This is a genomic window from Coprobacter fastidiosus (genome assembly GCF_030296935.1).
GTDB classification, from domain to species: domain Bacteria; phylum Bacteroidota; class Bacteroidia; order Bacteroidales; family Coprobacteraceae; genus Coprobacter; species Coprobacter fastidiosus.
The window spans coordinates 2,129,455-2,154,277 of record NZ_AP028032.1 but is presented as its reverse complement, the minus strand read 5'-3'; the positions used below and the strand labels follow the sequence as shown (position 1 = coordinate 2,154,277).

The window sequence follows — 24,823 nt, the reverse complement described above, 5'->3', positions numbered from 1 at the left end:
GATTTCCTAAATAGATACACATGAATGATGTTTTAACTTATTCAGATAACATTTAAATCATTCAAAACCAATATTCAAAAGACTTCAAAATGTTTCGAAACCGTTTATATTTCCCTTAAAAAATGGATATATAGATTATTGCAGGCAATTCCGCTTGCATGTAATTACTAAAAATCATGTTCAATTATTCTAAAGATGGTGTCGTAGTGTCTACGGTACTGGATGCACGTACAATCAACAAGGAGGGTAAATATCCTGTTAAAATCAAGGTTTATTATTAGAAGAAGCCAAAATATTATTCCATTGGCCTTTGTATGACAAAAGAAGAATGGAATAAGCTGCCGGATAGTAAATCGTTTGAAAGCAGGAAAATCAAACAAGCCATTGAAAGCAGTTTTTCTTTAGTCCGGATGAATATTGAAGCACTGGTAGAAAAGAGAACATTCTCTCCTTCAATACGCTCAATTTACGTTTTGGAAAAGCAACCGGAGACACTCTAAATAGTGCCATAAGAGCAAAAATTGAGGAATTGAAAAGCGAAGATAGAATCGGAACAATGCAATTCTTAAATGTACTTTAGTCATGGTTGAAGAAGTTGGAGGTAAAGATATTCCGTTCAGTGCCATTACCGTTGAATGGTTGCAGAAATGCGAGAAACTTTGGTCAAAGACAAGAAACGTTTCTACAATCGGTATGCACATGAGAAATATTCGTACTTTGATGAATGAAGCAAAGAGAGCCGGAGCTATCAAAGAGCCGCAAACCTGTTGCCGATTTGTCCGAGATTGTTGTATATGATGAAAAAGGACATGCGGTCGGTTGCGTGCCGACAGACTCTTGTTTTAAAAAAAGTACCGATCGTGCCCCGTTGACGTATGTCCGCTATGTAAGAGATAATAAGAAAGAAATGGTAATCGATCTGAAAAGTCTTGTCGGGATAACCCGGATCGTATGTGTGCCTCGAAATGACGGAAATTCGGTTTTCCCGGGCTCTGTCTATGAACTGTTTTATTATGGTATGGACGGATGGGAATCGTTGGGGATAAAACGGGCTGAGGATTATAATGTGGAATATGAAGATGTGCCTGCCGGGGCGTTGTATTGGCTGAAGTGTCTTACCGGAGGTGTTGAAGAGAGAATATTTACGTTTACCGATAAAGACGGAATACGTTTTTTTTGAGGACAGAATTAAATAGGCTCTTAGACGGATTCTTAAACGAGTTATGAAATAAAAAATATGTTTTTGTGTAACATTTAAATCGGATTTGCCATGAAAAAGTTTATGATTATTGCCTGTTTGGTGTTGATTGCTTGTTTCGTTTGGGGTATTAATTTGAGGAATGATTCGGGAAAACAGGTCGGGATCGATACCGGTACAGAAGAGGTTGAAGATGCTTCCGAACCGGAGAGTATCGGAATAAATAAAAATTCCGAGTCAGCGGTGCGGTATAATCCGGGACGGCAAAACCGCTCGGTCAGGAATTATCCGGAGGGGCGCAGATATACAACAAACCATGTTTGGGTACAACCCGAAGGCGATTATTGTTGGGTCGGGATAACCGATTATCTTCAAGAACGTTTGGGAGATATCGTATATGTCTCTGTCGATGGAATCGATGAATATTTTGATAAGAACACTGTATTTGCCACTATAGAATCGATTAGCGAGGTTTGTGATTTGTATATGCCTCTTTCGGGCACGATCTTAGGCGTGAATAATATTTTGGAAGACTCTCCGGGTATGTTGAATTCCAATGCCCACGAATATCCGATTATTATGCTGAAACCGGATGATAGTCTGGAATTCGAAGAATTATTGCCAGCCAACGAATATTCTATTTATATTGACAATTGGTAAATCGTTTAGAGTTCTTTCTTCAACAGTTTTCGGATTTTCCTACATTTATATATGTGTGAATCTTCATTTGTCCGGCAAGTTCTATAACATGTTCATCTCTATTAATTTTATCAGTCATGTTGCAAGCCAATGGAATATTACGTTTATTATATTAAAATAACATGAGTTTGATATAAAAAGCCAACTAATTCATAATTATATCATTGTGAATTAGTTGGCTAATTTTTATTATTTACTGAATCTACTTAGTCGTTCAGGCTTATTTTCTTTGCTTTACCATCTGAATAGTTCCATCTTCATTATAATACAATCGGTCTACACAAATGGATCTCAACCAATCATGATTAGACAATGCACTATTATGATAGAAAGCAAACCATTCGCCTTTATATTCTACAATAGAGCCATGATTTGTATAACTGTCGGTAGGTTCCATATAGATACCTTGATGTTTCCATGGTCCCAACGGGCTATCACTGATAGCATAACGCATTCGGTTATCACCTTTGACTCCATCATTCATATTTTCATCGTGATTATCCGAGTATGACAGATAATACTTTCCGTTATATTTATGTACCCATGGTGCTTCATGAAAATCTACCAATCCTTCCATTCGGAGCATTTCACCATCCAGTTCCATCATGTTATCTTTAAGCTTTCCGCCTTTACATATACCACCTCCTCCATGGTATATATAGGCCTGTCCATCATCGTCAATAAATACGCACGGATCGATCAATGAATCCATACCTTTTATATATCCTTGAACTTTAAAATCTCGGTCAGGATACCGACTGGTTGCCACTCCGATTTTCCAGGAATCATTCCAAGCCGTTTCACTCGGATGCGGGAAATAAAAATAATAAGTTCCATTTTTATAGGCACAATCGGGAGCCCACATGAAACCTCCTTCTTTACGCCCCCAAGCAACCTGAGATGAATTCAGTATCTCTCCATGATCTGTCCAATGTACCATATCATCGGTAGAAAAGACATGATAACGGTCCATCAGATCACATCCCCGTGGAGGATCGATATCGTGGGATGCATAGATATAAAGTCTTCCATCCTCCCATACATGCGCCGAAGGGTCTGCTGTATACATATGCGTAATAAAAGGGTTGGATGCCAAGCTGTCTATACCACTTTTTTCTGTAATCTTATTCTTGACCGACTGGCACGACATCATGCAACCAATAAAGCATAAAGCTCCAATAGTGTGTAAAACTTTCATAAGCAGTTAGTATTAATCATGAAACAAATATCAATGAATTGACGGAGGAACTCACCCTTTTACGCCCCCATTCCTTATTTGGCATATCATATCTTTACGGGATGTTCCACATCCTGTAAAGATCAAACACATTATGAGATATAGAATATTATTCTTCATTATTTCTTTATATTCAAAAGTCAAACAATCAGTTTTAATGCGGACGCTTGGGCAATGTAAATGTCAAGGATTTCTTCCCCTTGAGAATTAACGAAGCCTCTCCTGTCAACCATAAATAGTGATCAGAAGGCATATTGTCCATTCCCACAAATTGAATATTCTTGCCTACCGGTGGATTATCAGTACATTTAAAGATAGCCGTGCCCTCATTCACTTCATCGAACATAGCTATATACAGCATTCTGGCACCGCAGTTTATGGCCGTAGAGATCTGCTGCCAATAAAAACGACCACCTTGGCGAGGTATTGAACCGGATGGTTTAACGTCGTCCGGAAATGCATATCGACTTAAATTATGCCAACTGAATCCGGGTGTAACACAAGGAACGTATTCTATACCGTTCTCCTTACACCATGACATATCACGCAGTATAACATCGCGATAACGATCCATGTCATTATGCAACAAAGGAGTAAATCTTTGTACCATCCAAGGCATAATTAAATCTGCTTCGCGGATAATTTCATGCAAATAAGGATCATGCACACAGTCGGCACCAAGTTCACGCCAATAGGTAGGTACTCCCAACATAATGCTGCATCCTCCATACTCGGGATCATTACATAAAAAATCTATAAAACGTTTCAGGCCGATGTCCCGAATATCGTAAGGTCTGTCAGGAAAACCTACTCCCCAAATTGTAACCAATGGCTTTCCATTATGGAAAATATAAGTATGAGCTCCGTCCTGATTTGTAACTTTTAAAGAATCGACTAAGAATTTCCAGTCTTCAATCAAAGATGAACAATCCTCACCATGAGCTTTCAGCCCTGACAAATCATACATGATGCCGATTGCGCGGTTATACTTGGAAGCTGCTTTAAAGGCATGACTGATAACAGCATTCCCTTTTGTGTTATCTTTACGGGCAGCGTTGAAGAAACGCTGCATAAAGACACCGTCTATTCCATACTCTTTCATCCAACGGAAATGGAGGTCTACAGTACTCTCGTCGGAAGAACAAAAGAATCGTGCAGTAGAACCGTCGGCATGTTTCAGACCTGTTGGATAAGTTTCTGGATATTCACTTACATCAGGCCACATGTCAATTCGCACATTCTTCTCATCAGGATACATCATTCCTTTTTCCGGTTTATGGAACCATCCTTGATACCCGGCCATAACAAGTCCGTGATAAGACGGATAATTTGTATCTGCTGCATGCTTGGGAGATGCAGACAAACTTAATACAAAACCATTAAATAAAAGGAATATGCTTATCCGGATTCTACATGTCTTGAGACTACAATATTTTTTAGTAACAGAATATATCATCAATCAATTATATTACAGATTTAGAACAACAATCGACTATTTATTTTTTAACTTGATTTGTTCTACTGCCTGATCATAGAAACCAAGCAGTAGGACAAATACACAGATTTATCTTGCCGGCCAGGATGACTTCAAAGGAACCTCTCCTCTAAGCATCTTGCGACCTTGCCCGGTAAGCCATAAATAATGGTCTGTCGGAAGCCCGTCTTCCACTCCCTGAAATTTAACCTTTAGATCCTTAGCCAACTGACACCATTCATTAGCCCCGGTCACTTCTACCTTAGATTGAGTCATGCGATAACTATTATTTTGATATACAACATAATAATCGTCTTCAGCTTCATTGCTTGGCACATCACTTTCATTCAAGCATTTGAAAATAGCTGTACCTTCGTCTATTTCATCGAACATGGCAATATACAACATTTGCGCACCGGACTTGATACAGAAATACATCTGATCCCACAAGAATTGGCCTCCGTAACGCGGATTAATCGAATTATTCGGGTGCATATTACGGTCTGAAGAGCCTGGAAAACATAAAGGAGCATAGGCTACATTATTTTCTTTACACCATGCAATATCTTGCTGAATCAAATTATGGAAGTTAGAATAATCACTTTTCCCATACCTTCCGACAAACCAAGGCATAATCACATCAGCCATCTTGATAAGGTCATGTAGTTTGGCATCTGGTATTGCATCATTTCTTCTTTCTCTCCAATAAGTCGGAACTCCCAACATGATACTGAAACCTTTTTCCTTCAGTCCATTCATCAGTTGCTCTACATCATTCATGTTATAAGGACGATTATCGTTAAATCCGACGCCCCATAATACGATCAGCGGTTTCTCGTTTTCATACAAATAGTATTTCTGCACATTCCTGTCTTTCAATCGATATGTATCCAATATTTCCTGTGCATCGGCCAAAACAGCATCTGCATTACGAGTATTATCAGACATAAATCCTCCCAAATCATACATGACACAAATAGCACGCTGATACTGATTTGACGCTTTCATTGCAGAAGCCAGTACTTTATTGAAATGTGCTTTTCCGTCAGGATTATTTATAACTTCACCTACGAATCGCTGCATAAAGACACCATCTAATCCGTAATCCTTCATCCATTTAAAATGTAACATAACGGTAGATTCATCATAAGAGCTGAATACTGTCGCTTTTTCACCATTAGGAAGAATAAATTTGCCGGGAGTATATTGAGTTTCATACTCACTCATATCTGGCCAAAAATCAATTGAATTTCTCAAAACTCCGGGTTCAAAGCGGTCGTTTTCACGATAATGGTACCATGCGGTATTGGAATGGTCACTGTGCGGACATCCATCACCGGGAGCGCCAAACCATCCTTGATATCCGGCCATAACCAACCCGCGATAAGTATTGAAGGGTTCTCCATCTACGTGGGGTGTAAATCCTAAATCATTATAGATTTCAGGAGCTGCCGGTTTTTCCGGTTCTTGAATGGCAGGAGGGATATGGTCATCATCTTTATTACTACAAGAAATACAGCACAAGCCTATTACAGCCCAAAATATGTATAAATTATATTTCAATTTCATAAGCAACTATTCGTTTTTTTTACGTTCGGGAAAAGATTTCTCCTTTCCCGAATCGAATTTTATTAACTTTAATATGTCTATTACTGAGGCACTTCGACCTTTACTATTTCGGTATAGTTATGTTTTTCAAACGAATCCTTAACTTTTGCTCCCATACGAACAAAGTAAATATATCCGCGTTTTACAGGAACAGTAACCTCAAATGGAATAGTTCTGCCATCTCCCTCTTTTTCGATCTTGTCCCATGATTTCATCACATTAACTCTAAAATCATTGGTATTATAATAGTTAATGCAGTTGGATGCTCCACAGAACTGATTTAAGCTCAAATATGGACGGACTTCCATTATTTGTGGCAATCCCTCGGTTATAGGTGCATCCAGACGGCAGGACATCGTAAGATTTTCGCCTTCCAGATTCACTTGAAAATCTATTAACTTCAGATAGGGAGTTACCTCAAAATTCTGAGTTACCGTTTTCTTTCCAATCCCGACACGGATAGTATCACAAGGCCACCAGGCTCCTTCCGGAACGACATCGTATGTTCCGGAAAATAATTTTGAATTATTATATGTACCATCTTGTTTCACAGGAATATCCTGATTTGCAGGATTCAGGCTGAAACTTTTCTCCCAGATACGGACTCTGCATTCGCCCTGGTCTGCCAAAATATTTTCACCTGTAGTACTATCTATGATACGGCCGGTTACATGAGCTTCAGGGGCATCAAAGTTATCTACTTTCATGCATGAAGAACTTGCTAACACGGATGCAACAAACAGAATACTATATATTGTCTTTTTCATATTGTGATCGTTTATATAGGTTTGAAATTAATAACCATCATTGCGGATCAAATTTGGATTCTTTCCGATTTCACCACTTGGAATCTGTTCATAGTACCAACGTTTTTCAAACGTTACTTTACGTCCTTCACGTTCCACTTCATTCAAGAAAATCCACTTATTTTCGTCCATTACATAATATGGCAATAATGTGTGAGTATACATACCATTCTGGAACATGATATCCGCAACTCTCCAACGACGTAAGTCGAAAATACGATGGTTCTCATAACATAATTCACGAGCACGCTCATCACGGATATACTGAAGATTCTCATCGATAGGGAAACCATAAATTTCAGAACCTATATCTTGCGGACTTTCTACCATATCATGGCGATGGGCACCGGCTCTATCACGAATTTCGTTGATATGATCAAACGCTTCTCGTTTTAGGTTATTATCATTCTTGATGAGTCCAAGTTCATAAGCGGCTTCTGCCCAATTCAACAGAATCTCTCCGTAACGGAATACTTTCCATGACTGAGAACTTCCATGCAGAACTCTACTCGATGCGTCAGCATTATAATTGACATATTTGCGTATAAACGCACCTGTACGGGAATATCCTTCATCACCGGTTCCTTCGGCCAATCCATGCTTCCCACTTACTTGAACAGATTGTCCGTTAATGACTTGAGTTTCACCGGGACTTGCTGCCCTTACTCTGTAAGTGTCAGTATAATCGTTAATACTTCCGGGAATTTCAGACTCTCCATCACTTGCCAAACCCGGATATTCCTTATATACACCACCCCGTATGTCAATGCTAACCCCGGAAACAGACTCGGTCATGCCAGGAAAGAAGAAATTGGCACGGCAACGAGCTTCCATCTCGTCTGTATTCCACAATTCATCGACACTATTGAAGCGAATCGGTTTACCTTCTGCATCTTTTATTGCCGGCATTTCATATAAACCTATCATTTCCCAAACCGGTTGTAAAGCACATCCGACATCACTGGCCAGACCTTCACCTCTCGGTAAAATCATAGTATCCCAAGAATGAAACAAGCTCGTGTTTGCCGGAGTAGTCGTCTTGGGTCCATACTGTTTAACAAAGATATCTTCTTCATTGTCTATCAAGAAAGTTTCAAGATAAGCTTTTTCCTTATCAGACCCGGTATGCAATGTAAAACCGGCTTTTTTCAAGAACACACAAGCATCATAGGCATATTGGAAAAACTCTGCCGCTTTGTCCGACGGGATTCCCATCAATCCTGCAGTAACTGCAGGACCTGTCGTCCCGACATAACCTCCGTATTTGGCAATTGTTCCGGCATATAACATCGCTCTTGACATTAATGCCGCTGCAGCATACCGATTTGCTCTACCGATTTCAGCTTTGGATGCAGATGCATTATTCATTGCATATAACAAATCATTGTAGATAAACTTCCAGCAATCGTATTCGGTATCTCTCGGCTGTTGGAGTTCAGCCGTCGGAGCACTTGGATCCAATACTTTATCTACAATAGGGACTCCTCCATATCTTTTTACGATACCGAAATAGTAGAAAGCGCGTAAGAAACGTGCTTCTCCTATATACGCATTGTAATCTTCTTCTGTATAATAGCTACGATATTCAGGAAGTTTCTCTATGAAATTATTGATATCACGGATTCTGTCATAAGGCCAATATCCCCAACCATCACCATATGAAGGATCGCGACCGGCAGCTTCTGCTCCAGCGGCAGCCGGGCTACCTTTTTGGGCTTGCCATTTATTACCGGTATGCCAACCTCCTTGATTGACTGTCGCAAAGCCTTTTTCATCACCATTTTGTTTATAATTGAAGTCTTCAATAGGCAAATCTTGGTATATAAGGGCCATATATTTCTTTATACCATTGTCTGACTGAAACAAAACATTTTCGTATAGTAATCCTTTTGGTTCCAGCTCCAGATCATTACAAGAAGTAATCGAGACTCCCAAAGCGGCTAATATAAATAAATATTTAAAAGTTTTCATATGCTATTCCTTTGATTAGAATTTAATAGTCGCACCAATATTAAATGTACGATTTACAGGATAATTATAGTAAAGGATACCACTGCTACTACCACTATTACTTCCCCCTTGATATCCGGGTCGTTCAGGGTCGATATTATCCAATCCGCTAAAGGTTAACAAGTTATATGCATTTACATATACTCTCAGATTTTTTACTCCGATCTTATTCATCCATACTTTAGGGAAAGTATAGCCGAGTTCGAGTGTTTTCAGACGTATATAAGATGTATTGTGTATACCTGTCGAACCTGTGTTAAAGCTATGTCCCGTAGCCGGATACAATCCTTCTACCCATTGAGTATTAGGATTCCACGGATCATCATTGACATTTACTGTATGCCAACGGTCCTTATACATGTCAAGGACTGCACCACCGTTGAATGGTCCGACTTCTGTAAACACTTCATTATACGAATTATATACACCTGCAGCACCTTGCCAATTCATTGATAGGTCAATGCCTTTCCATGATGCTCCCATAGAAATACCATAGTTGAAAACCGGCAGATTAAATGTGGCTACAGGATGTCTGTCCGCATCATTTACGATACCGTCTTCATTCCAGTCTTTATACCAATAGTCACCCGGCAATGTTCCTTGGTTATAATTCGCACCGGTCGTTCCATGATACCGAATTTCTTCATAACTTGTAAAGCGCCCGCCTTCTTCGTATGTAAACCAAATATCCTTATTACGTCCTGATACATCGGAACGGTACCAATTCTCCATCGAGTTACCGGCTTGACTGTCCAAGTGATAATCCCAACGATTCTTAGTTGCTGAAATCTGAGTATTTACCCAATAATCGATATTTGCTACACGGTTATGGTGTCCCAAACTGATTTCCCAACCGAAAGTTTCGTCACTATTGATATTTTCTTGAGGCATAGAGGCTCCCACAGTACCTGGAATAACAGCCGATGACGTAGCTAACAAGCCTTCACGTTTACGTTTAAATAATTCCAATGTACCGGTAAGTTTCTGACTCCATAAGTCAAAATCCAATCCCAAATTATATGTTTTAGCTGTATACCATGTCAGTTTCGGATTAGGGATCGATGTTGCAGAAACACCTGCCATAAATTTCCCATTATAAAAATAACCTATCTGATCTTTATTGATATTATAGGCAATTTGCGTCTGAGGATATGTATTTGCACCGCTGTCATCTCCCATTTCACCATAAGATGCACGGAGCTTTAAATTGGTCAAGAATGGCACCGCCTCTTTTATAAAATGTTCCTCGCTTATTCGCCAACCGGCAGATATCGCAGGGAAGAATCCCCAACGAGATTCTTTAGGGAAACTTGATGTTCCGTCGTAACGGAAAGAAAAATCAACCATGTATCGACCTTTATAGTCATAATTGAATTTACCAACCAGAGCCTTTCTGGTCTTATCACCGGCACCGGACATTGAACCGACCTGTTCTTCATCTTCACCATAAATCAGATAATCTCCATCAAGCATCATCACACGCTGAGCATAAAAATTATCCCAATTATCATATTGTTCCTCGAACAAAAGCATACCGCTTACATTATGATCACCGAACTTATTCGCATAATTCAAAGAAAGTTGCAGTACGGTTCCATATCTTGGATCCGTATTTCTACGCAAATAACTGTCACTATTTCTAATGAATGATTGTAATTCGCCATCTCCCCCTCTATTATACAGTTTATAAGTACGACGATATTCTGTATTATTCGTTGTATAATAATCATAACTGTAGAATGCTTTTGCAGACAAACCTTTAACGCCAGGTATATCATAGTTCAAAGCTAATGATCCATTAAAATTGTACCGCTTTTCTCTACGATAGCCGGTAAATTCGCTATTTGTTGCAGCCACCGGATTTTCACTGTCCAACATTTCATCATCATACGCTGGCAGACTGTGGTCACCGTCAACCCATGCAGACGATGTAGGTCTGAATGTCCATGCCTTCTTATATACTGCCCAAATATCAGTAAACGGTTGATTCTTTTCATCTATATAACCACTCAAAGCAACGGTAGCTTTCAAACGGTTAGTGATCTTTGCATCTATATTTGAACGGAAATTCCATCTATCGTAATTCAAAGAACCGCTTTTATATGAACCTTCCTGTTTCAAATAGCCCAAGTTGAAGAAGTACTTGATCCTGTCCGAGCCACCATCCATACTGATATTATATTGTTCCTGAGGTACATTGCTGTCAAACAACTCGTTTGTCCAATTTGTACTCTGTTTTTTCCCTGTACTATATTCCATCATCTGCTCCCAAGTATATTTGGGAGTTGTGCGGATAGGATAGTTTCCGTCGAATGAATTATAGCCTTTCTCATTGATAAGGAGCATATGATCTACTGCACTTGCTGTTTCCGGGACATATAAGAATTGTTGCCATCCGTAATTTGCAGAAAATGTAATGTTAAACTTGCCATCGGAGCTATCACCGTGTTTTGTAGTCACCAAAATAACACCGTTTGCAGCTCGGATACCATAAATAGCAGCTGATGCATCTTTCAAAACAGATACGCTTTCTATCTCATTGGCATCCATACGTGAAAAATATGCCTTATCTCTTGGAATTCCATCAACAACAATTAATGGCTCTCCCATACCACGAATATCAATGGTGTTATCAAACTCACCGGGTTGAGAACTATTTTGAGAAATTCTGACTCCCGGAATTTTACCGGTAAGCATATTGACAACGTTCTCATTCTTGGTAACTGTAATTTCTTTATTGGTTACGGCAGATACGGCACCTGTTAAAGTAGCTTTTTTTTGAACTCCATATCCTACCACTACCACTTCATCCAAAGTCTTGGTATCCTCTTTCAAAATGACCTTAATATTTCGTTTATTACCGACAGAAATTACGGCATCTAAATAACCGATAAACGATATGGTAAGTTTCTCATTATTTGAGACATTTATATCAAACTCTCCATTAAGGCCTGTTACAGTACCTCGAGTACTACCATCCACTCTCACATTGGCCCCGATAACCGGTTCACCAGAAGTATCTAAGACGACACCATGTAGAGCTCTATTCTGAGCGAAAGAAGGAAGCGATGAACAGAAAAGAAATAGTATCATCATAGTTTTCCATAAATATGGGCTTCCTATTATTAGTCTTTTATGTTTCATGTTTTAGATTCTTAAAGAATTAGACGAATAATATTAAATTATTCTTTAGGAGCCGGCATTGTAGCACCTTCCGGAGCCAAACGACGATTAAAGAAGAATAATCCGAATTGGTCTGCTTCACCTATCTTCTTGACTCCATAAGCATATTCATATCCTGCACCTACACCGATACGGAAGCCATAGCCTGTATATGTTTCAGGAAGGGTGATGACACCTGTCTGTTCATCAATCTTAAAATTCCAGGATGAAACCGGATCATAGAAAGTTGTCGGATTATTGATATATTCACTATAAGAGCCTAACCAGAGATCATAATCATATCCTTCTCCTCCGGCATAAGATTTACCATTTGTCCCGATGTATTTACCATCTTCTACGGCCAATGTTTCAGGAACATAAATTGCAAATCCGCGATAGAACCAATAAATCCCACGAGATTTCGCAGCATATTCTGCGCCCAAATCTCCTAAAACTAATTTAGTTCCGTCGCAATAAATAATGTTATCCTCATTAGGAGTAGAAATAGCGATACTTGACCATTTTGCAAAGAAGTCATCTTTTCCGCTATGAATTATTGTATAATCACTTTCATAGTTAGTAAATGTAGCTTGAATATCAATAGTCTGTGCTCCTAATGACAGCGATTTTTCACGACCTCCCCATTCTGCTTCAGCTTGTTTTAAACCTGCATTAAAATCAACATCAGCCAATTCATCAATAATTTTCAAATAAATTTTGGCCTTTACTACATCATTGGATACTATATTAAACAAGAATCCGGGACGGTCTTGATTGGAATTAAAACTTGTTCCCGGTCTTTCGGCAAATGCCCATGTTCCATCTTTCTGCAAACTGTTTGCCAACAGAGTATATTTATTCTGCGCATCACCGACAGGCTGCTGATCTATACCTGCAATTCTAAATTCTGCATTTTCCGGTAATTGAGAGAAGAAGTCCTTAAAATTCAAATTTTTTAATAGAGTAACACCGTTTACAGTCATTTCACTATAATTTTCGTCCAAACTGGCAGGGTTATATTCTGATTTTATTTCATAACCACCGATTTGTTCACCGATAAAAGAAAAATCCTCGGCAATATGCACATTGAAATAATTAGATCCTATGACTGTTCCACGCATATTCATTTGCAGAGAGATTGCATAATGATTTCCGGCCTCAACGTTTAAAGCCTTAAGAGGAACAGAAATGAATCCGTTATCCAAAGTTGCCTGACCATTTACTTTAAACTGCTCACCATCTCCTGCACGGGTTACCGCATGTGACTCGGCAATAGAGAACTCAGCACCATCCAGATTATTTAATGAAGGTCTTACTAAAAATTTTACGACCGCACCGTCATTTCCGATTTCTACGATACCATCCAATGTTTCAGGGACATATACCAATGAACTTACAGATGCTCCTAAAGGAAGGATATATTCTTGACCATCTATTGTTATAACTGCATTGGTATCTGTTACTACAACAGAGATATTAGAACCTCCTCCTGCCTGGTTCTTAATTTCAATAGTCTGCCCATTACTTAAAGTAATGTTCCAACTTCCGTCGTCTTTTTGTTCTACCTTCGTTATACTAGCACCTGTAACAAGAGCATTCTGCAATTGCGACTTAATATCATCAATGGCAATTTCTACCACAGACATTCGAGATTTTAATTCATCAACATCATCGTTACACGAAGTAAAACCATTACAAGAAAGGATAATTGTTCCTAATAGGAACGCATTTAAAATGTGTTTATTCATACATGATTAAATTTATAAATGAAAAAAATAATGAAATCAAGGCATTGTAATTCAATATTTGAGCGGAGTTATTTCGAGATAAAAGTATGCTTGCGACCTTAATATTTTCCTTAAAAAAACATTAATAAATACGCTATGTATCTAAAATTGTTGCTATTATATTATTATTATATAAAGTTGTACGACAGGCTCTTATAGAAATAAGCAGAAAATATTCGCGGATAATTTTCGTATTTATTTATAGGAAAAGTTACTTTTGTTTAATTGCATATATTTCTTGTGTTTTATCTATGAAAAGCATACTGAATTTATTAACGTTTTTGTTTATTTCAATATGTACGGCGATTGCTGCATCTCCAAAAGAGTATGGGTTATATATTCGAACATATCCATACCCCAAAGACGAATTTACCAGTGTCGTATTAGAAAATGGGTATCCGATAAGAACTTTCCAAAAGAAACTCACTTTAAGTTTCAGTATATTCACAAGAGAAGAAAATGTTTTTGGTAGCATATTCCGAATAATAACCAACAATAATCAGAATATAGATTTATTATATAGCGTTGATAAAAATGATAAGCGCTACCCTATTTTAGTCACAGGTAAAACAGTACATCCTCTTTCTGACGAGAATGTAAAAAAAGGAGTATGGGTTAACGTCTCAATAAGTATTGACCCCAAGACCGGTGATATAAACCTGATCTATGATAAGACTTCCGCATTTATTAAATTTCCGGAATTGAAAGATACCGAGAGTGTTCGAATCGCTTTTGGATATTGTCCGTTTGAAAACTTTTCTTTAGCAGATGTTGCATCAGTCAATGTCAAAGACATAACTATCAACAGAGGGAAAGAAGAAATACGAAGATGGAAATTGGGTCATCATGACAGAAATACTTGTTATGACGAGCTATTTTACAAACCTGCGACTACCTATAACCCTCATTGGATTATCGACCAATACATAACTTGGAACAAATTATATTCCGCGACGTTCGATTCATCTCTTTCTATAGCGTTTGATCCTAATATAGGGACTTTTTATATGGCTACGGATAAAAATAATTTATATGTGTACCATCTTGGAGAAAAGAAAACAGATACAATTTCTATAAAAGGAGGAGAAATAGCATCAAATTATCCTAATCAATTAGTGTTTATCCCTGATCAGAATCAACTTCTCTCATATAACTTGGATGAGAACATATACTCATCGTTGAACCCTATCAGCCATCGATGGGGCAATAATATAGTCTCCCAAAAGGACCATGATTATTGGAACAATACTTGTGTATTTAACCCTGAAGATTCCAGTCTGATTAGTTTTGGAGGATATGGACATTATCGTTATAATAATGAACTCTTGATCAGCTATCCGTTCCATACGAAGCCTCAACAGAGATATATATTAAAAGAGATAGATCCACGATATTCATGTGCCTCAGTGATAGTCAATGATACTTTGTATGTTTTTGGCGGACGAGGATGCCCATCCGGAAGGCAAGAATTATCTCCACAAAATTATTATGATTTATATGCTATTGATTTAAAGACTTATAATGTACACCGATTATGGCAACATATCACCCCAATAGAAGGAGGAGAATTCCAACCTTGCGAACACATGATTTATGATAAAGCCAATAATTGTTTTTATGTATTCTGCACCCAAGAAGGAGGAGTATTAATAAAAATAAATAGAGACAATCCCCATTTTGAAAAGATGTCACTCCCCATAGGCAAAAAATTTGATTTACAATATTTATATACCAATATATATTTCTCCCGACAATTAAATAAACTATATTTAGTCATACATGAAGCTGAGGTATCGGGAAAATCTTATGTAGAAATTTACGAATTAGACTACCCGCCAATTCCTGCAACAAGTTTTATACAAACCAACAATACGCAAGAGACATCACAAACACATAATTATTGGGCAACTATTATTATATTATTATCCCTTATTGCTATCGCGATCTTAAGCTACATTATCTATATCAAGAAAAGAAAACATAAGGTTGCCCCCGAATATAAGGCAAGTCTTAATAATAATTTAGATGTCAATAATATACATGAAGAAATATTCTCTGCAAAGCAATATGATTTTTCGAAACGATGCATCTGTTTTTTGGGAGGCTTTCGCATTGTAGATAAAGAGGGAAATGATATAACCTTATTATTTACACGTACTCTGAAAATGTTACTTATAGCATTGATATTATATACCGGAAAATGTGAAAAAGGCATAAATGGTAATAAACTCATCCAAATGTTATGGCCCGGAAAACCTGAAGATGCCGCACAAAATATCCGTAATGTATATATGAGCAAATTACGTAACATACTTGAAAAGATCGGTGATATCAAAATTATTAACCAGAAAGGATTTTGGAGCATAAAATTAGATACCGATGTTACATGCGATTATCTTGAAGTATTATATCTCTATAACAAAAATGGCAACAATAATAATATTGAACAATTATTGGAATTATTATTGCATGGAATGATGCTGCCTAATATTGAAACAGAATGGGTAGATACGTTTAAAAGTGATTTCTCCAGCCAAACAATTGATTTACTTTGTAACTTACTTAAACAGGAAGACTTACCGGATCCCCTCAAAATACGAATATCTGATGTTTTATTCCAACATGATTACCTCAATGAGAATGCTTTGTCAACCAAGATACGTATACTCTGTACCCAAGGTAAGAAAGGTGTTGCTAAAAGTGTTTATGATGCATTCTGTAAGGAATATTATACGACATTAGGCGTAGAATATCAATATTCTTTTATGGAGATTATTAAAGATACTCTGGAAATAAGATAAAATGGAAGGCTATCTTAAACGGAATGCCTCTAAAAGTTAGATGATTATAGAAGGATGTCTGTATATTTCTCTCGGAGTTTCAGTTTTATTTCAGGATTATCTTTTATCTTTGAATTGCAGGTTGTTTTTAGTTTATCGAAAAAGGACAGAGACGATCCGAGAATAAATCGGATGCGATTCTTTATTTTAAAACAGTAGGAAATGAAAATTCTGATTGTCGAAGATGAACCTTCTTTGAGAGAGTTGATGCAGAGAACATTGGAGAAAGAGCGTTATGTTGTCGAGGTTGCCGCAACTTACGGTCAGGCTTTGCAAAAGATCGAAGATTACAGTTATGACTGCATTTTACTGGATATTATGCTGCCGGACGGTAGCGGTTTAGATTTGCTCGACCGTTTTAAAGCGTTACGAAAGCAGGGGAATGTCATTATTATATCGGCAAAAGATTCGATAGAGGATAAGGTGTCGGGTCTTGATTTAGGTGCGGATGATTATCTGGCGAAACCTTTTCATCTGGCGGAACTGTCTGCACGAATAAAAAGTGTGATGCGCCGTAATCGCGGGAATGGAGAAAATACGATCAAGTTGGGAAATGTGGTCGTGTCGCCCGATAAATTTCAAGTATCGGTAAATGGCGCTGATGTGCCTCTGCTTCGTAAAGAGTATGATATATTGTATTATTTTATTCTTCGTCCCGGTCATTTGGTCGATAAATCGGTATTGGCGGAAGCCGTATGGGGCGATCATATCGATCAGGCGGATAATTTCGATTTCATATATGCGCAGATGAAAAACCTGAGGAAAAAGCTGAGAGATGCGGGAGCTGAAATTGAAATAAAATCGGTGTACGGATTCGGTTATAAACTTGTCGTTGCCGGATAACCGGTTATAGTGGGATGAAGCTTATATATCAGATCATATTGCGGGTTTCGGTCGCCTTGGTGATTTTACTGACGGCTTGGGCGGCCTTTTTTTATTTTGCATTGCAGACGGAGATTAACGATGAGGTGGATGATGCGCTCGAGAACTATTCCGATATGATTATTATGCAGGTACTGGCAGGAGAGAAGACACTTTCATCAGGTGACGGGTCGAATAACAGTTATCAGATCAGAGAAGTAACCCGGGAATATGCCGAAAGCCGTTCGGCTATCAGCTATACGGATGCGAAAATTTACATTCCCCGTTTGCAAGATACCGAACCGGCAAGAATCTTGAAAACCATATTTCAAAATGACTCGGGTGTTTATTTTGAGCTGACTGTAGCGACACCTTCTTTTGAGAAAGAAGACTTGCGTAATTCTATTCTGAACTGGATCATCGTGCTATATGTTACTTTATTGTTGATTATTATCGGGATAAACACATGGGTTTTTTACCGGAGTATGCGTCCGCTTTATACATTATTGCATTGGCTGGATGATTATACTGTCGGGGGAGAAAACAAACTTTTGAAAAATGATACGAAGATATCGGAGTTTAAAAAATTGAATGATGCGGCGATTCGTTATGCGAGAAGAACCGAACAGCTCTTCGATCAGCAAAAGCAGTTTATCGGGAATGCTTCTCACGAGATACAGACCCCGTTGGCGGTTTGCCAAAACCGTCTCGAATGGCTGACGGACAATACCGAGCTTACGGAGGAACAATTGGTCGAAATCTTGAAAACCCGGCAGACGATCGAGTATATAGTCCGCCTCAATAAATCTCTTTTGTTCCTTTCTAAAATAGATAGCGGACAGTTTACCGATAATGTTTCTGTAAATATGAACGAATTATTGGAGCGGCAACTGGATTTGTACAAAGATATATATAGCTACCGGAACATAAAGGTGGAATTGGAAAAGCGCTCTCAGTTGATTGTTGATATGAATGAGTCATTAGCGACGGCACTTGTCACGAATTTATTGAAGAATGCCTATGTCCACAATTCGGACAATGGTTATATCCGTATCATAACGGACGCTTCGGGAATTATGTTTTGTAACGGTGCAGATTCCGGAGCTTTAGACGGAGAGCGTATTTTTGACCGTTTTTATCAAGGTTCTAAGAAGAAAGGATCGACCGGTTTGGGTTTGGCTATTGTTAAAGCTATAGGACAATATTATGGAATAGAGGTCGATTATCGGTATGTCGGGGGAGAGCATCGTTTTATCCTTTCATGGAATAAACTGCCTTAGAACCTGTTCAAATTTTGTTCGGGTCGGCGGTTTGGATAATTTCTTTCGGTTTGTTTTACTGTCTCTATTTCAAGTTCATTTCAGATTTGTGTTTCATTTTTGTCACATAGGTCATTCTTAACGGTTGTATGACAGTTGAGTTAAAGGTCTTTTTATAAACGAAAAAAAGAGATTATGAAAAAATTATTTGTTCTGTTTATCTGTTTGTTTACCCTTAGTACTGCGACTTATGCGAGAGAAGATCGTCCTATTCGTGTGGATCAGCTACCTGCTAAAGCCCAGCAATTTATCAAAAAATATTTTCCCGATCTGAAAGTTGCATTGGCAAAAGTGGATAAGAGTTGGTTCGATCAGGAATATGAAGTGATTTTCGTGAATGGCAATAAAGTCGAATTTCGTAAATATGGCGATCTGAAAGAGGTGGATTGTAAATACAGTATGGTTCCTGCCGGTATTGTTCCTGTTCCGATTGTTGAATATTTAAAGGAAAATCATCCGGATATACCGGTTATTAAGTTTGAACAAGATACGAAAGAGTATGAAGTGAAGTTGAAAGGTGGTATAGAGTTGACATTTGACAAGCAGTTTCGCCTGATAGATTATGATGATTGATCTTTGCAGAAGATTATAAGAGTGCGCCCGGAAGCAATTCATCTTTCCGGGCGCATTTTTGTAAAGTTACATTGAGATACGGGGGAATACGTATTTATCGGATAATGATGTAAAAGTAAGTCGGACAGGAAAATTATTCTGCTGGATATCCGGATAAAGCCTCGCCAAGTCTATTTGTTTTAATAACCGGAGACTTTCGGCATCTAATGCATATATTTTGTTTTCTTCAGGATTAGATAAAGATACCGTCCAGTCGAAAATGTTTCCGAAAATAGAAATTTCATCTTTCTGCGGGTTGAAGTGAGGAATACCGCTTTTTTTGAGTTCGTAAGTTTTGGTATATAAAACATACAAATCATTTTTGTCATCGGTCAGGAAAGCATGGTATTTCCGATTTTTAAACTCTGTCGGGAAAATATATTTTATTTTCAGTCCGTTCGGAATTTCTATTTTCCTGAAATACGGGCGTCCTTTTACCTGTTTCAAATGATATAAAGATCCTGTCCGGTCTGTAATGAGATAACCTTCGTCATAATCTTTTCGGGCAGTCGGATTTCCGGCTATGATATTCGCCGGGAAACAAAATCCTTTTTTCTTCATGGCATCTGTGTAAATGCGGCTTTTCTTTTCGTCGATACTGTTTGTTTTTATATCTATGAACTCGATACCGTTGTTGTTTATCCTGAAAACATCATCCGGCATTTTCAGATCGACTCTGCCGGACATTGATTCCAGAAGAGGATAAAGTCCCGGTTTTTTACAATTCACGTCAGACGGCTGATGGCGGAAGATGAAATTTTCCGTTTGTGCGATTTTCGGAGACAAGGCGACACCGTTTATTTCCTCCGGGAATCTTTCGTCCGCGATTAATTGCCGGTAGTAGAACATCGGCAATATGCTGTCGAATTCCGATTCGGTATAGTATTTCCCTTTCAGATCTTTTCTTTCCGTTCCTTTTCCGTTATTTTCCAAAATGGCGAAATCGTTTATTACCGTACTGTATAAAATAAACGGATTTTTTTGAGGTTTTGAAAAAATGAAGCCGTATCCCCACGGAATCAACCAGAATAATAACAGAATTATGGTTATATATAGGAGTATTTTACTGAAACGTATCATGATTTTTAGTTTTATATTAGTATCTTAATATTAATCCTGTTTTCCTGCTCTGAATCGTGATACCGATAATAAGCTGAAGAATAGAGTCAGTATTGTAAATAGAATGAGTATAGGTAAAAAACAGTTATAAGATTCGGGAACAGAAGATAAAAAGAAGATGCGGAGTATTGCTGTGGAAATAAGAATATTGAGTATTCTGCGTTTCCATGTGGGCTCGAGGCATATCCATGCGGTTAATAGATATCCGGTAATTCCGGCTGTAAACCAGGGAATCGCGGTCAGCAATATTCTGGATGTCAGTTCTGTTGCAAAGAACTTCTGCAAATAAAGCCATAACAGCAAAAAGTCGGATGCAAATCCGATAAGCAGCAAGATGATTCCGAAAGATAACATGATCGAGATTGTCTTGTATTGCGATACCGGCAGATGCAATGTTAGTTTCAGCCGATTCTGCTGCATCTCAGGAACAAATTGTACCCATGCCAAAAATATCCCGATCAACAATGGTAAATAAGTCAACAAGTCGATAAAAACTACGTCTTTCCCGAGCATTACCTCCCATAGATGAGGTGCGCCTTTCATCGTTATTGCCCGGTTGATTTTAAGTATGCAGTATCCGGTCATACCCCATGACACGAGTATTGCCAAGAAGTAATAGTATCGGGTTTTGATCCATTCTTTATAACATAATGCTTTTTCCATTCTGAGAAGAGTCTTTAATGTATTAATATTTTCCGGTGAGACCGATAAATGCGTCTTCCAGATTGACTGATTCGGCTTTTAGTCCGGAAAAGGGAACTCCAAGAGACTTGAGTTTCTCTTCTGCCTCTTTTTCCGAAAAGAAAGAAAAGGTTTCTACATGATTTCGTATTTTCGAAGGATAGTAGAATCCTGAATATCCGTTTGGTTCATATCGGTCGGGTACGGTAAACTCATACCGTTTTACAGAGCCTAAAAGCTCTTTTACCGGTTGTTGGATCATTATGTGTCCGTAATCCATGATAATACAATCGTCGATAAGGCGTTCCATATCCTGAATGATATGAGAAGTGAGAAAAACCGTCTTTTGCTCTGCACGGGCATATTCACGCAAATAATCGACAAAAAGCCTTCGGTAACCGGGATCAAGACCTAACGAAAAATCATCCAAAATCAACAATTCGGGATCTTGGGCGAGAATAAGTCCGAGAGCTATTTGAGATCTTTGTCCGCAAGACATGCGGCTGATGCGTTGAGTCGGGGTGATTTTTAATTTTCCGACCAGTTCGTAAAAAGCCTCTTTTTTCCATTTCGGATAAAAAGAGGCATAGAATTTCTCGATTTGCCGGATATTCATGAACGAGTATTGGATATGACCTTCTATCAGTAAGCCTATATTACGACGTAATGACGGTTCCATGTTTTGTACATCCCGCCCGAAGATAAGGCATTCTCCCGATTTAGGCTTCAAATAGCCGTTCAAGATATTGATCGTTGTTGTCTTTCCCGTTCCGTTTTTTCCTAAAAGCCCTAAAATGCGGCCCTTCGGGACATTGAAACTCAAATCTTTATAAATAAGCCTTTTCCCATAATAATGGGTCAGGTTTTTACATGATATGACGTTTTCCATTATTCTTATTCTAAGATCTTATAAGACTCTGCTTCTACAAAATAAAAAGAGAGATAATCTTTTCCGGTTTTCGCTTTGCGTTCCGCTATTTTTTTTCTGAAGTCTGCAATCCGTTCTTCTGTCGTGTTTCCGGTTTCTCCCCGAGCTTTTTTCTCGGTGCTGCATCCGGCTTCTCCTGTTCCATGCTTCTCTTCGGTTTTCGCTTTGGTTTGTTCTTCCCATTGTACCAAATAGTTTTCATCGATCCGCTGTTCTTTTAATATACCGTTTACTTCGACAATACTGTTTACGCAATCGGGGCTGAATTGTCCTAATTCACCTGCTTCGATACGTATCGTCTGCGTATCGTCACTTCCCATCAAGAATATTTTTTTAGCACCGTGTTTGCAAGTGTGTGTGCAAATACCTTGTACCGTTATATTTTTTTCAGCCAGCGAATCAGCGTTTGCGAGAAGAGAATCGACTTCCATTCCGGTAGATACGATTGCTTGTTCTTCTGCCGTATTCTGAGATTGTTGTTTTGTGTTGTTTCCGCAACTGACGCTCCCTATGCATAATAATAAAGAAGCGATGTAAGTCATTGTCTTATTCATAATAATTTTTTTTATAATAAAAGCACCCATTTCCTGCGCTAACAGGTTCATGGATGCTTTTTAATAGTTAATATACAACCACTTTAGTCTTGTTCACGATATAAATTCCTTTTGGCATCGAAATCGCATGTTTACCTGTCGATACGGTCATGCTTTTCACGATTTGTCCGTAAGTATTCAGAATTTGTATTTCAGAAGATTCTCCGGCTTCTACAAATATCTGATTTTTTCCGCTGTACACTTTGACGCTTTGCTCTTTGGCTGTTTCTGAAGAAATCAATCCGGTAGTTTGTCCCAGTTCCGGAATTTCGAAAGAAGTAAGAATCGTGATCCATGATCCGGCATCTTTTCGGCTTTCTATTGTATAAGCACCATCTAAAATAGTGTTAGCAGATTTTGCGTTACTGCGGGCGAGAGTCAGAAGTTGTCCTTCGTCGAACAGGCATCCCCATGCGGTAGTTGATCCGCCTTTTACCAAACTATATTCATTCTCTATCTCCCATGTAGAAGTATTATAGGTTATAAGATAAGCATTTCCTAAAGCATAACCGTATGTGTAGATTTTTCCGTTTTCATCTTCGAATGCGCCATAATATCCTCCGATCGAGTTCTCACCGATAGCTCCGCCTAACCAAGTCCCGTCAGTTGCGCTGCATTTGATAAGGAAACCAGTCTGCATAGTGGATGATCCTTTGATCAGCGCTTCGGTTTTGTCTGTCCCGAAACCTCCGACAACGTGTCCCATCAGATATAAATTCCCGTTTTGCAATTCCATTTTTTTGTTTTGGGTAGTATGTTTTCCGTTGCTCGCACCGAAAGCGGGAAAATGTTTTACCCATGCGACGGTCATATCGGTATTAACAGCTCCTACGAGTATATCATCGAATTTTGTCGGCTGTATTGTGGTGTTTCCTAATTTTATTTCAGAATCTTCTGTCGATGCGCCTTTTACCATACCCAAGAAATAAATTTTTCCATCGGCATACGTGATATTGTTGATGCTTTCTCTTGCAGCAGTTCCGGTAGTAGTTATATGTCCCAGATAATTTCCTGCGTCATCTAATTTTACTAAAAACAGGTCTCCGACACTCGATTGGGGATCTCCGGTCCAGCCTTCGGTATTGTGAGGTGTCAATATGACTTTTTCTCCTCCCTTTTTAACGAAAGTCATTTCTTTCCGATAATTTCCGGCAATATACAGATTTCCTTCATTGTCTTCGGCTGCACCATAGAAATAGAATCCTTGCGGAGTATAGTTTTTGTAGGTACTCGATGTCGTTCCTGGTACAGGAGAATAATCTACATTGATCAGTTTAGTCCATTCAACGTTTCCCTCCGTACTGATTTTTACTAAAATTCCTTGATATACCCAGTATCCCGGATATTCCCAAATGACATCTGTCGTTTTACCCGATGCATCGACCAAAGACAATAATTTCCCGTTTTTTGCAGCATCGTAGTTGGTATGATAAAATTTCAGAGCAAGGAATGCTCCTCCGTCGGCAGTCGGGGTGTAAGCACAGTCAGAAAGAGAGGCTCCGCCCCAGCAGCTATATACAGACCAGACAAGATCTCCGTTTTTTTCTAATTTTTGGAATACGATGTTTGAGTTTCCGGAGGAGCTGCTTCCGTCGTAGGGAGCTCCGTGTCCGATTAGAGTTTCACCATAAGAAAGAGAATCTGCAGCTCCGGAGGACCCGAAACCGGCAAATGAGAAGACTTTATCGTCTGCACTTTTTGCAAGAGAATGTGCACTTGTTCCCATAGGAGAAACAAATGTTTTTGCCCATTGAAAATCGATGTCGTTCGCATAGGCAGTCAACCCACATAAAATCGAAACAAATAGTAAAATCTTTTTCATTATCACTTAGTTTTAGATATATTTTATTGCACGGCAAAAATATGTACCGAAGAAAAATTGTGAAATC

18 protein-coding genes and 1 pseudogene are annotated in these 24,823 nt (G+C 38.5%); 7 read left to right on the top strand and 12 right to left on the bottom strand.

Annotation, left to right across the window (positions count from 1 at the left end; translation table 11 throughout):
- Positions 1-176 precede the first annotated feature (176 nt).
- From QUE35_RS13705 to QUE35_RS08505, 3 genes and pseudogenes are all read left to right on the top strand, one after another.
- A pseudogene (locus QUE35_RS13705) lies at positions 177-762 on the top strand (phage integrase SAM-like domain-containing protein); the annotation flags it as partial.
- Between the two features lie 13 nt (positions 763-775).
- Positions 776-1,180, top strand: coding sequence for a hypothetical protein (locus QUE35_RS08510; RefSeq protein WP_031258142.1), 405 nt, complete (start codon positions 776-778; stop codon positions 1,178-1,180).
- A gap of 90 nt (positions 1,181-1,270) precedes the next feature.
- Complete coding sequence (locus tag QUE35_RS08505) at positions 1,271-1,858, top strand: glycine cleavage system protein H (protein ID WP_022599925.1); 588 nt, start codon at positions 1,271-1,273, stop codon at positions 1,856-1,858.
- A gap of 259 nt (positions 1,859-2,117) precedes the next feature.
- Here QUE35_RS08505 and QUE35_RS08500 read toward each other — a convergent pair whose 3' ends face one another.
- From QUE35_RS08500 to QUE35_RS08470, 7 genes are all read right to left on the bottom strand, one after another.
- Entirely contained in the window at positions 2,118-3,095 is a 978-nt protein-coding gene (locus QUE35_RS08500; protein WP_009318208.1) for a family 43 glycosylhydrolase, read from the bottom strand.
- A gap of 193 nt (positions 3,096-3,288) precedes the next feature.
- Positions 3,289-4,590 carry a glycoside hydrolase family 99 protein gene (locus QUE35_RS08495; protein WP_031258140.1) on the bottom strand — a complete coding sequence of 434 codons (1,302 nt, stop codon included), beginning with the start codon at positions 4,588-4,590 and terminating at the stop codon, positions 3,289-3,291.
- A 108-nt stretch (positions 4,591-4,698) separates the two neighbouring features.
- The gene (locus QUE35_RS08490) at positions 4,699-6,177 is read right to left on the bottom strand and encodes a glycoside hydrolase family 99 protein (protein WP_009318206.1); all 1,479 of its coding nucleotides are present in this window, start codon (positions 6,175-6,177) and stop codon (positions 4,699-4,701) included.
- Between the two features lie 80 nt (positions 6,178-6,257).
- Positions 6,258-6,983 (bottom strand): DUF3823 domain-containing protein, encoded by a 726-nt coding sequence (locus QUE35_RS08485; RefSeq protein ID WP_009318205.1) that lies wholly within the window; start codon positions 6,981-6,983, stop codon positions 6,258-6,260.
- A gap of 27 nt (positions 6,984-7,010) precedes the next feature.
- On the bottom strand, positions 7,011-8,993 hold the full coding sequence (locus QUE35_RS08480; protein ID WP_022599916.1) for a RagB/SusD family nutrient uptake outer membrane protein: 1,983 nt from the start codon (positions 8,991-8,993) through the stop codon (positions 7,011-7,013).
- Positions 8,994-9,008: 15 nt separating this feature from the next.
- Positions 9,009-12,176 carry a SusC/RagA family TonB-linked outer membrane protein gene (locus QUE35_RS08475; RefSeq protein WP_009318203.1) on the bottom strand — a complete coding sequence of 1,056 codons (3,168 nt, stop codon included), beginning with the start codon at positions 12,174-12,176 and terminating at the stop codon, positions 9,009-9,011.
- Between the two features lie 38 nt (positions 12,177-12,214).
- A complete protein-coding gene (locus QUE35_RS08470) occupies positions 12,215-13,942 on the bottom strand; it encodes a PL29 family lyase N-terminal domain-containing protein (protein ID WP_022599914.1) in 1,728 nt (575 codons plus the stop codon).
- Between the two features lie 290 nt (positions 13,943-14,232).
- On the opposite strand from QUE35_RS08470, the gene QUE35_RS08465 reads away from it, so the two are divergent.
- The 4 genes from QUE35_RS08465 (at position 14,233) to QUE35_RS08450 (ending at position 19,574) form a co-directional block, all read left to right on the top strand.
- Positions 14,233-16,782, top strand: coding sequence for a tRNA wybutosine-synthesizing protein 4 beta-propeller domain-containing protein (locus QUE35_RS08465; protein WP_022599912.1), 2,550 nt, complete (start codon positions 14,233-14,235; stop codon positions 16,780-16,782).
- A 201-nt stretch (positions 16,783-16,983) separates the two neighbouring features.
- Positions 16,984-17,664, top strand: a complete 681-nt coding sequence (locus QUE35_RS08460) for a response regulator transcription factor (protein WP_009318200.1) — start codon at positions 16,984-16,986, stop codon at positions 17,662-17,664.
- Positions 17,665-17,678: 14 nt separating this feature from the next.
- Positions 17,679-18,962, top strand: coding sequence for a sensor histidine kinase (locus QUE35_RS08455; RefSeq protein WP_009318199.1), 1,284 nt, complete (start codon positions 17,679-17,681; stop codon positions 18,960-18,962).
- A gap of 174 nt (positions 18,963-19,136) precedes the next feature.
- Entirely contained in the window at positions 19,137-19,574 is a 438-nt protein-coding gene (locus QUE35_RS08450; protein WP_009318198.1) for a PepSY-like domain-containing protein, read from the top strand.
- 66 nt (positions 19,575-19,640) lie between these two features.
- Here the strand turns inward: QUE35_RS08450 and QUE35_RS08445 are convergent, their stop codons facing one another.
- The 5 genes from QUE35_RS08445 to QUE35_RS08425 form a co-directional block, all read right to left on the bottom strand.
- Complete coding sequence (locus QUE35_RS08445; protein ID WP_022390608.1) at positions 19,641-20,693, bottom strand: DUF4857 domain-containing protein; 1,053 nt, start codon at positions 20,691-20,693, stop codon at positions 19,641-19,643.
- A 30-nt stretch (positions 20,694-20,723) separates the two neighbouring features.
- Positions 20,724-21,395 carry a hypothetical protein gene (locus QUE35_RS08440; RefSeq protein WP_009318196.1) on the bottom strand — a complete coding sequence of 224 codons (672 nt, stop codon included), beginning with the start codon at positions 21,393-21,395 and terminating at the stop codon, positions 20,724-20,726.
- A 22-nt stretch (positions 21,396-21,417) separates the two neighbouring features.
- Positions 21,418-22,302, bottom strand: coding sequence for an ABC transporter ATP-binding protein (locus QUE35_RS08435; protein ID WP_022599909.1), 885 nt, complete (start codon positions 22,300-22,302; stop codon positions 21,418-21,420).
- Between the two features lie 5 nt (positions 22,303-22,307).
- Positions 22,308-22,895, bottom strand: a complete 588-nt coding sequence (locus tag QUE35_RS08430; protein ID WP_031258136.1) for a hypothetical protein — start codon at positions 22,893-22,895, stop codon at positions 22,308-22,310.
- A 67-nt stretch (positions 22,896-22,962) separates the two neighbouring features.
- The gene (locus tag QUE35_RS08425) at positions 22,963-24,756 is read right to left on the bottom strand and encodes a DUF6383 domain-containing protein (protein WP_022599905.1); all 1,794 of its coding nucleotides are present in this window, start codon (positions 24,754-24,756) and stop codon (positions 22,963-22,965) included.
- Positions 24,757-24,823 lie beyond the last annotated feature (67 nt).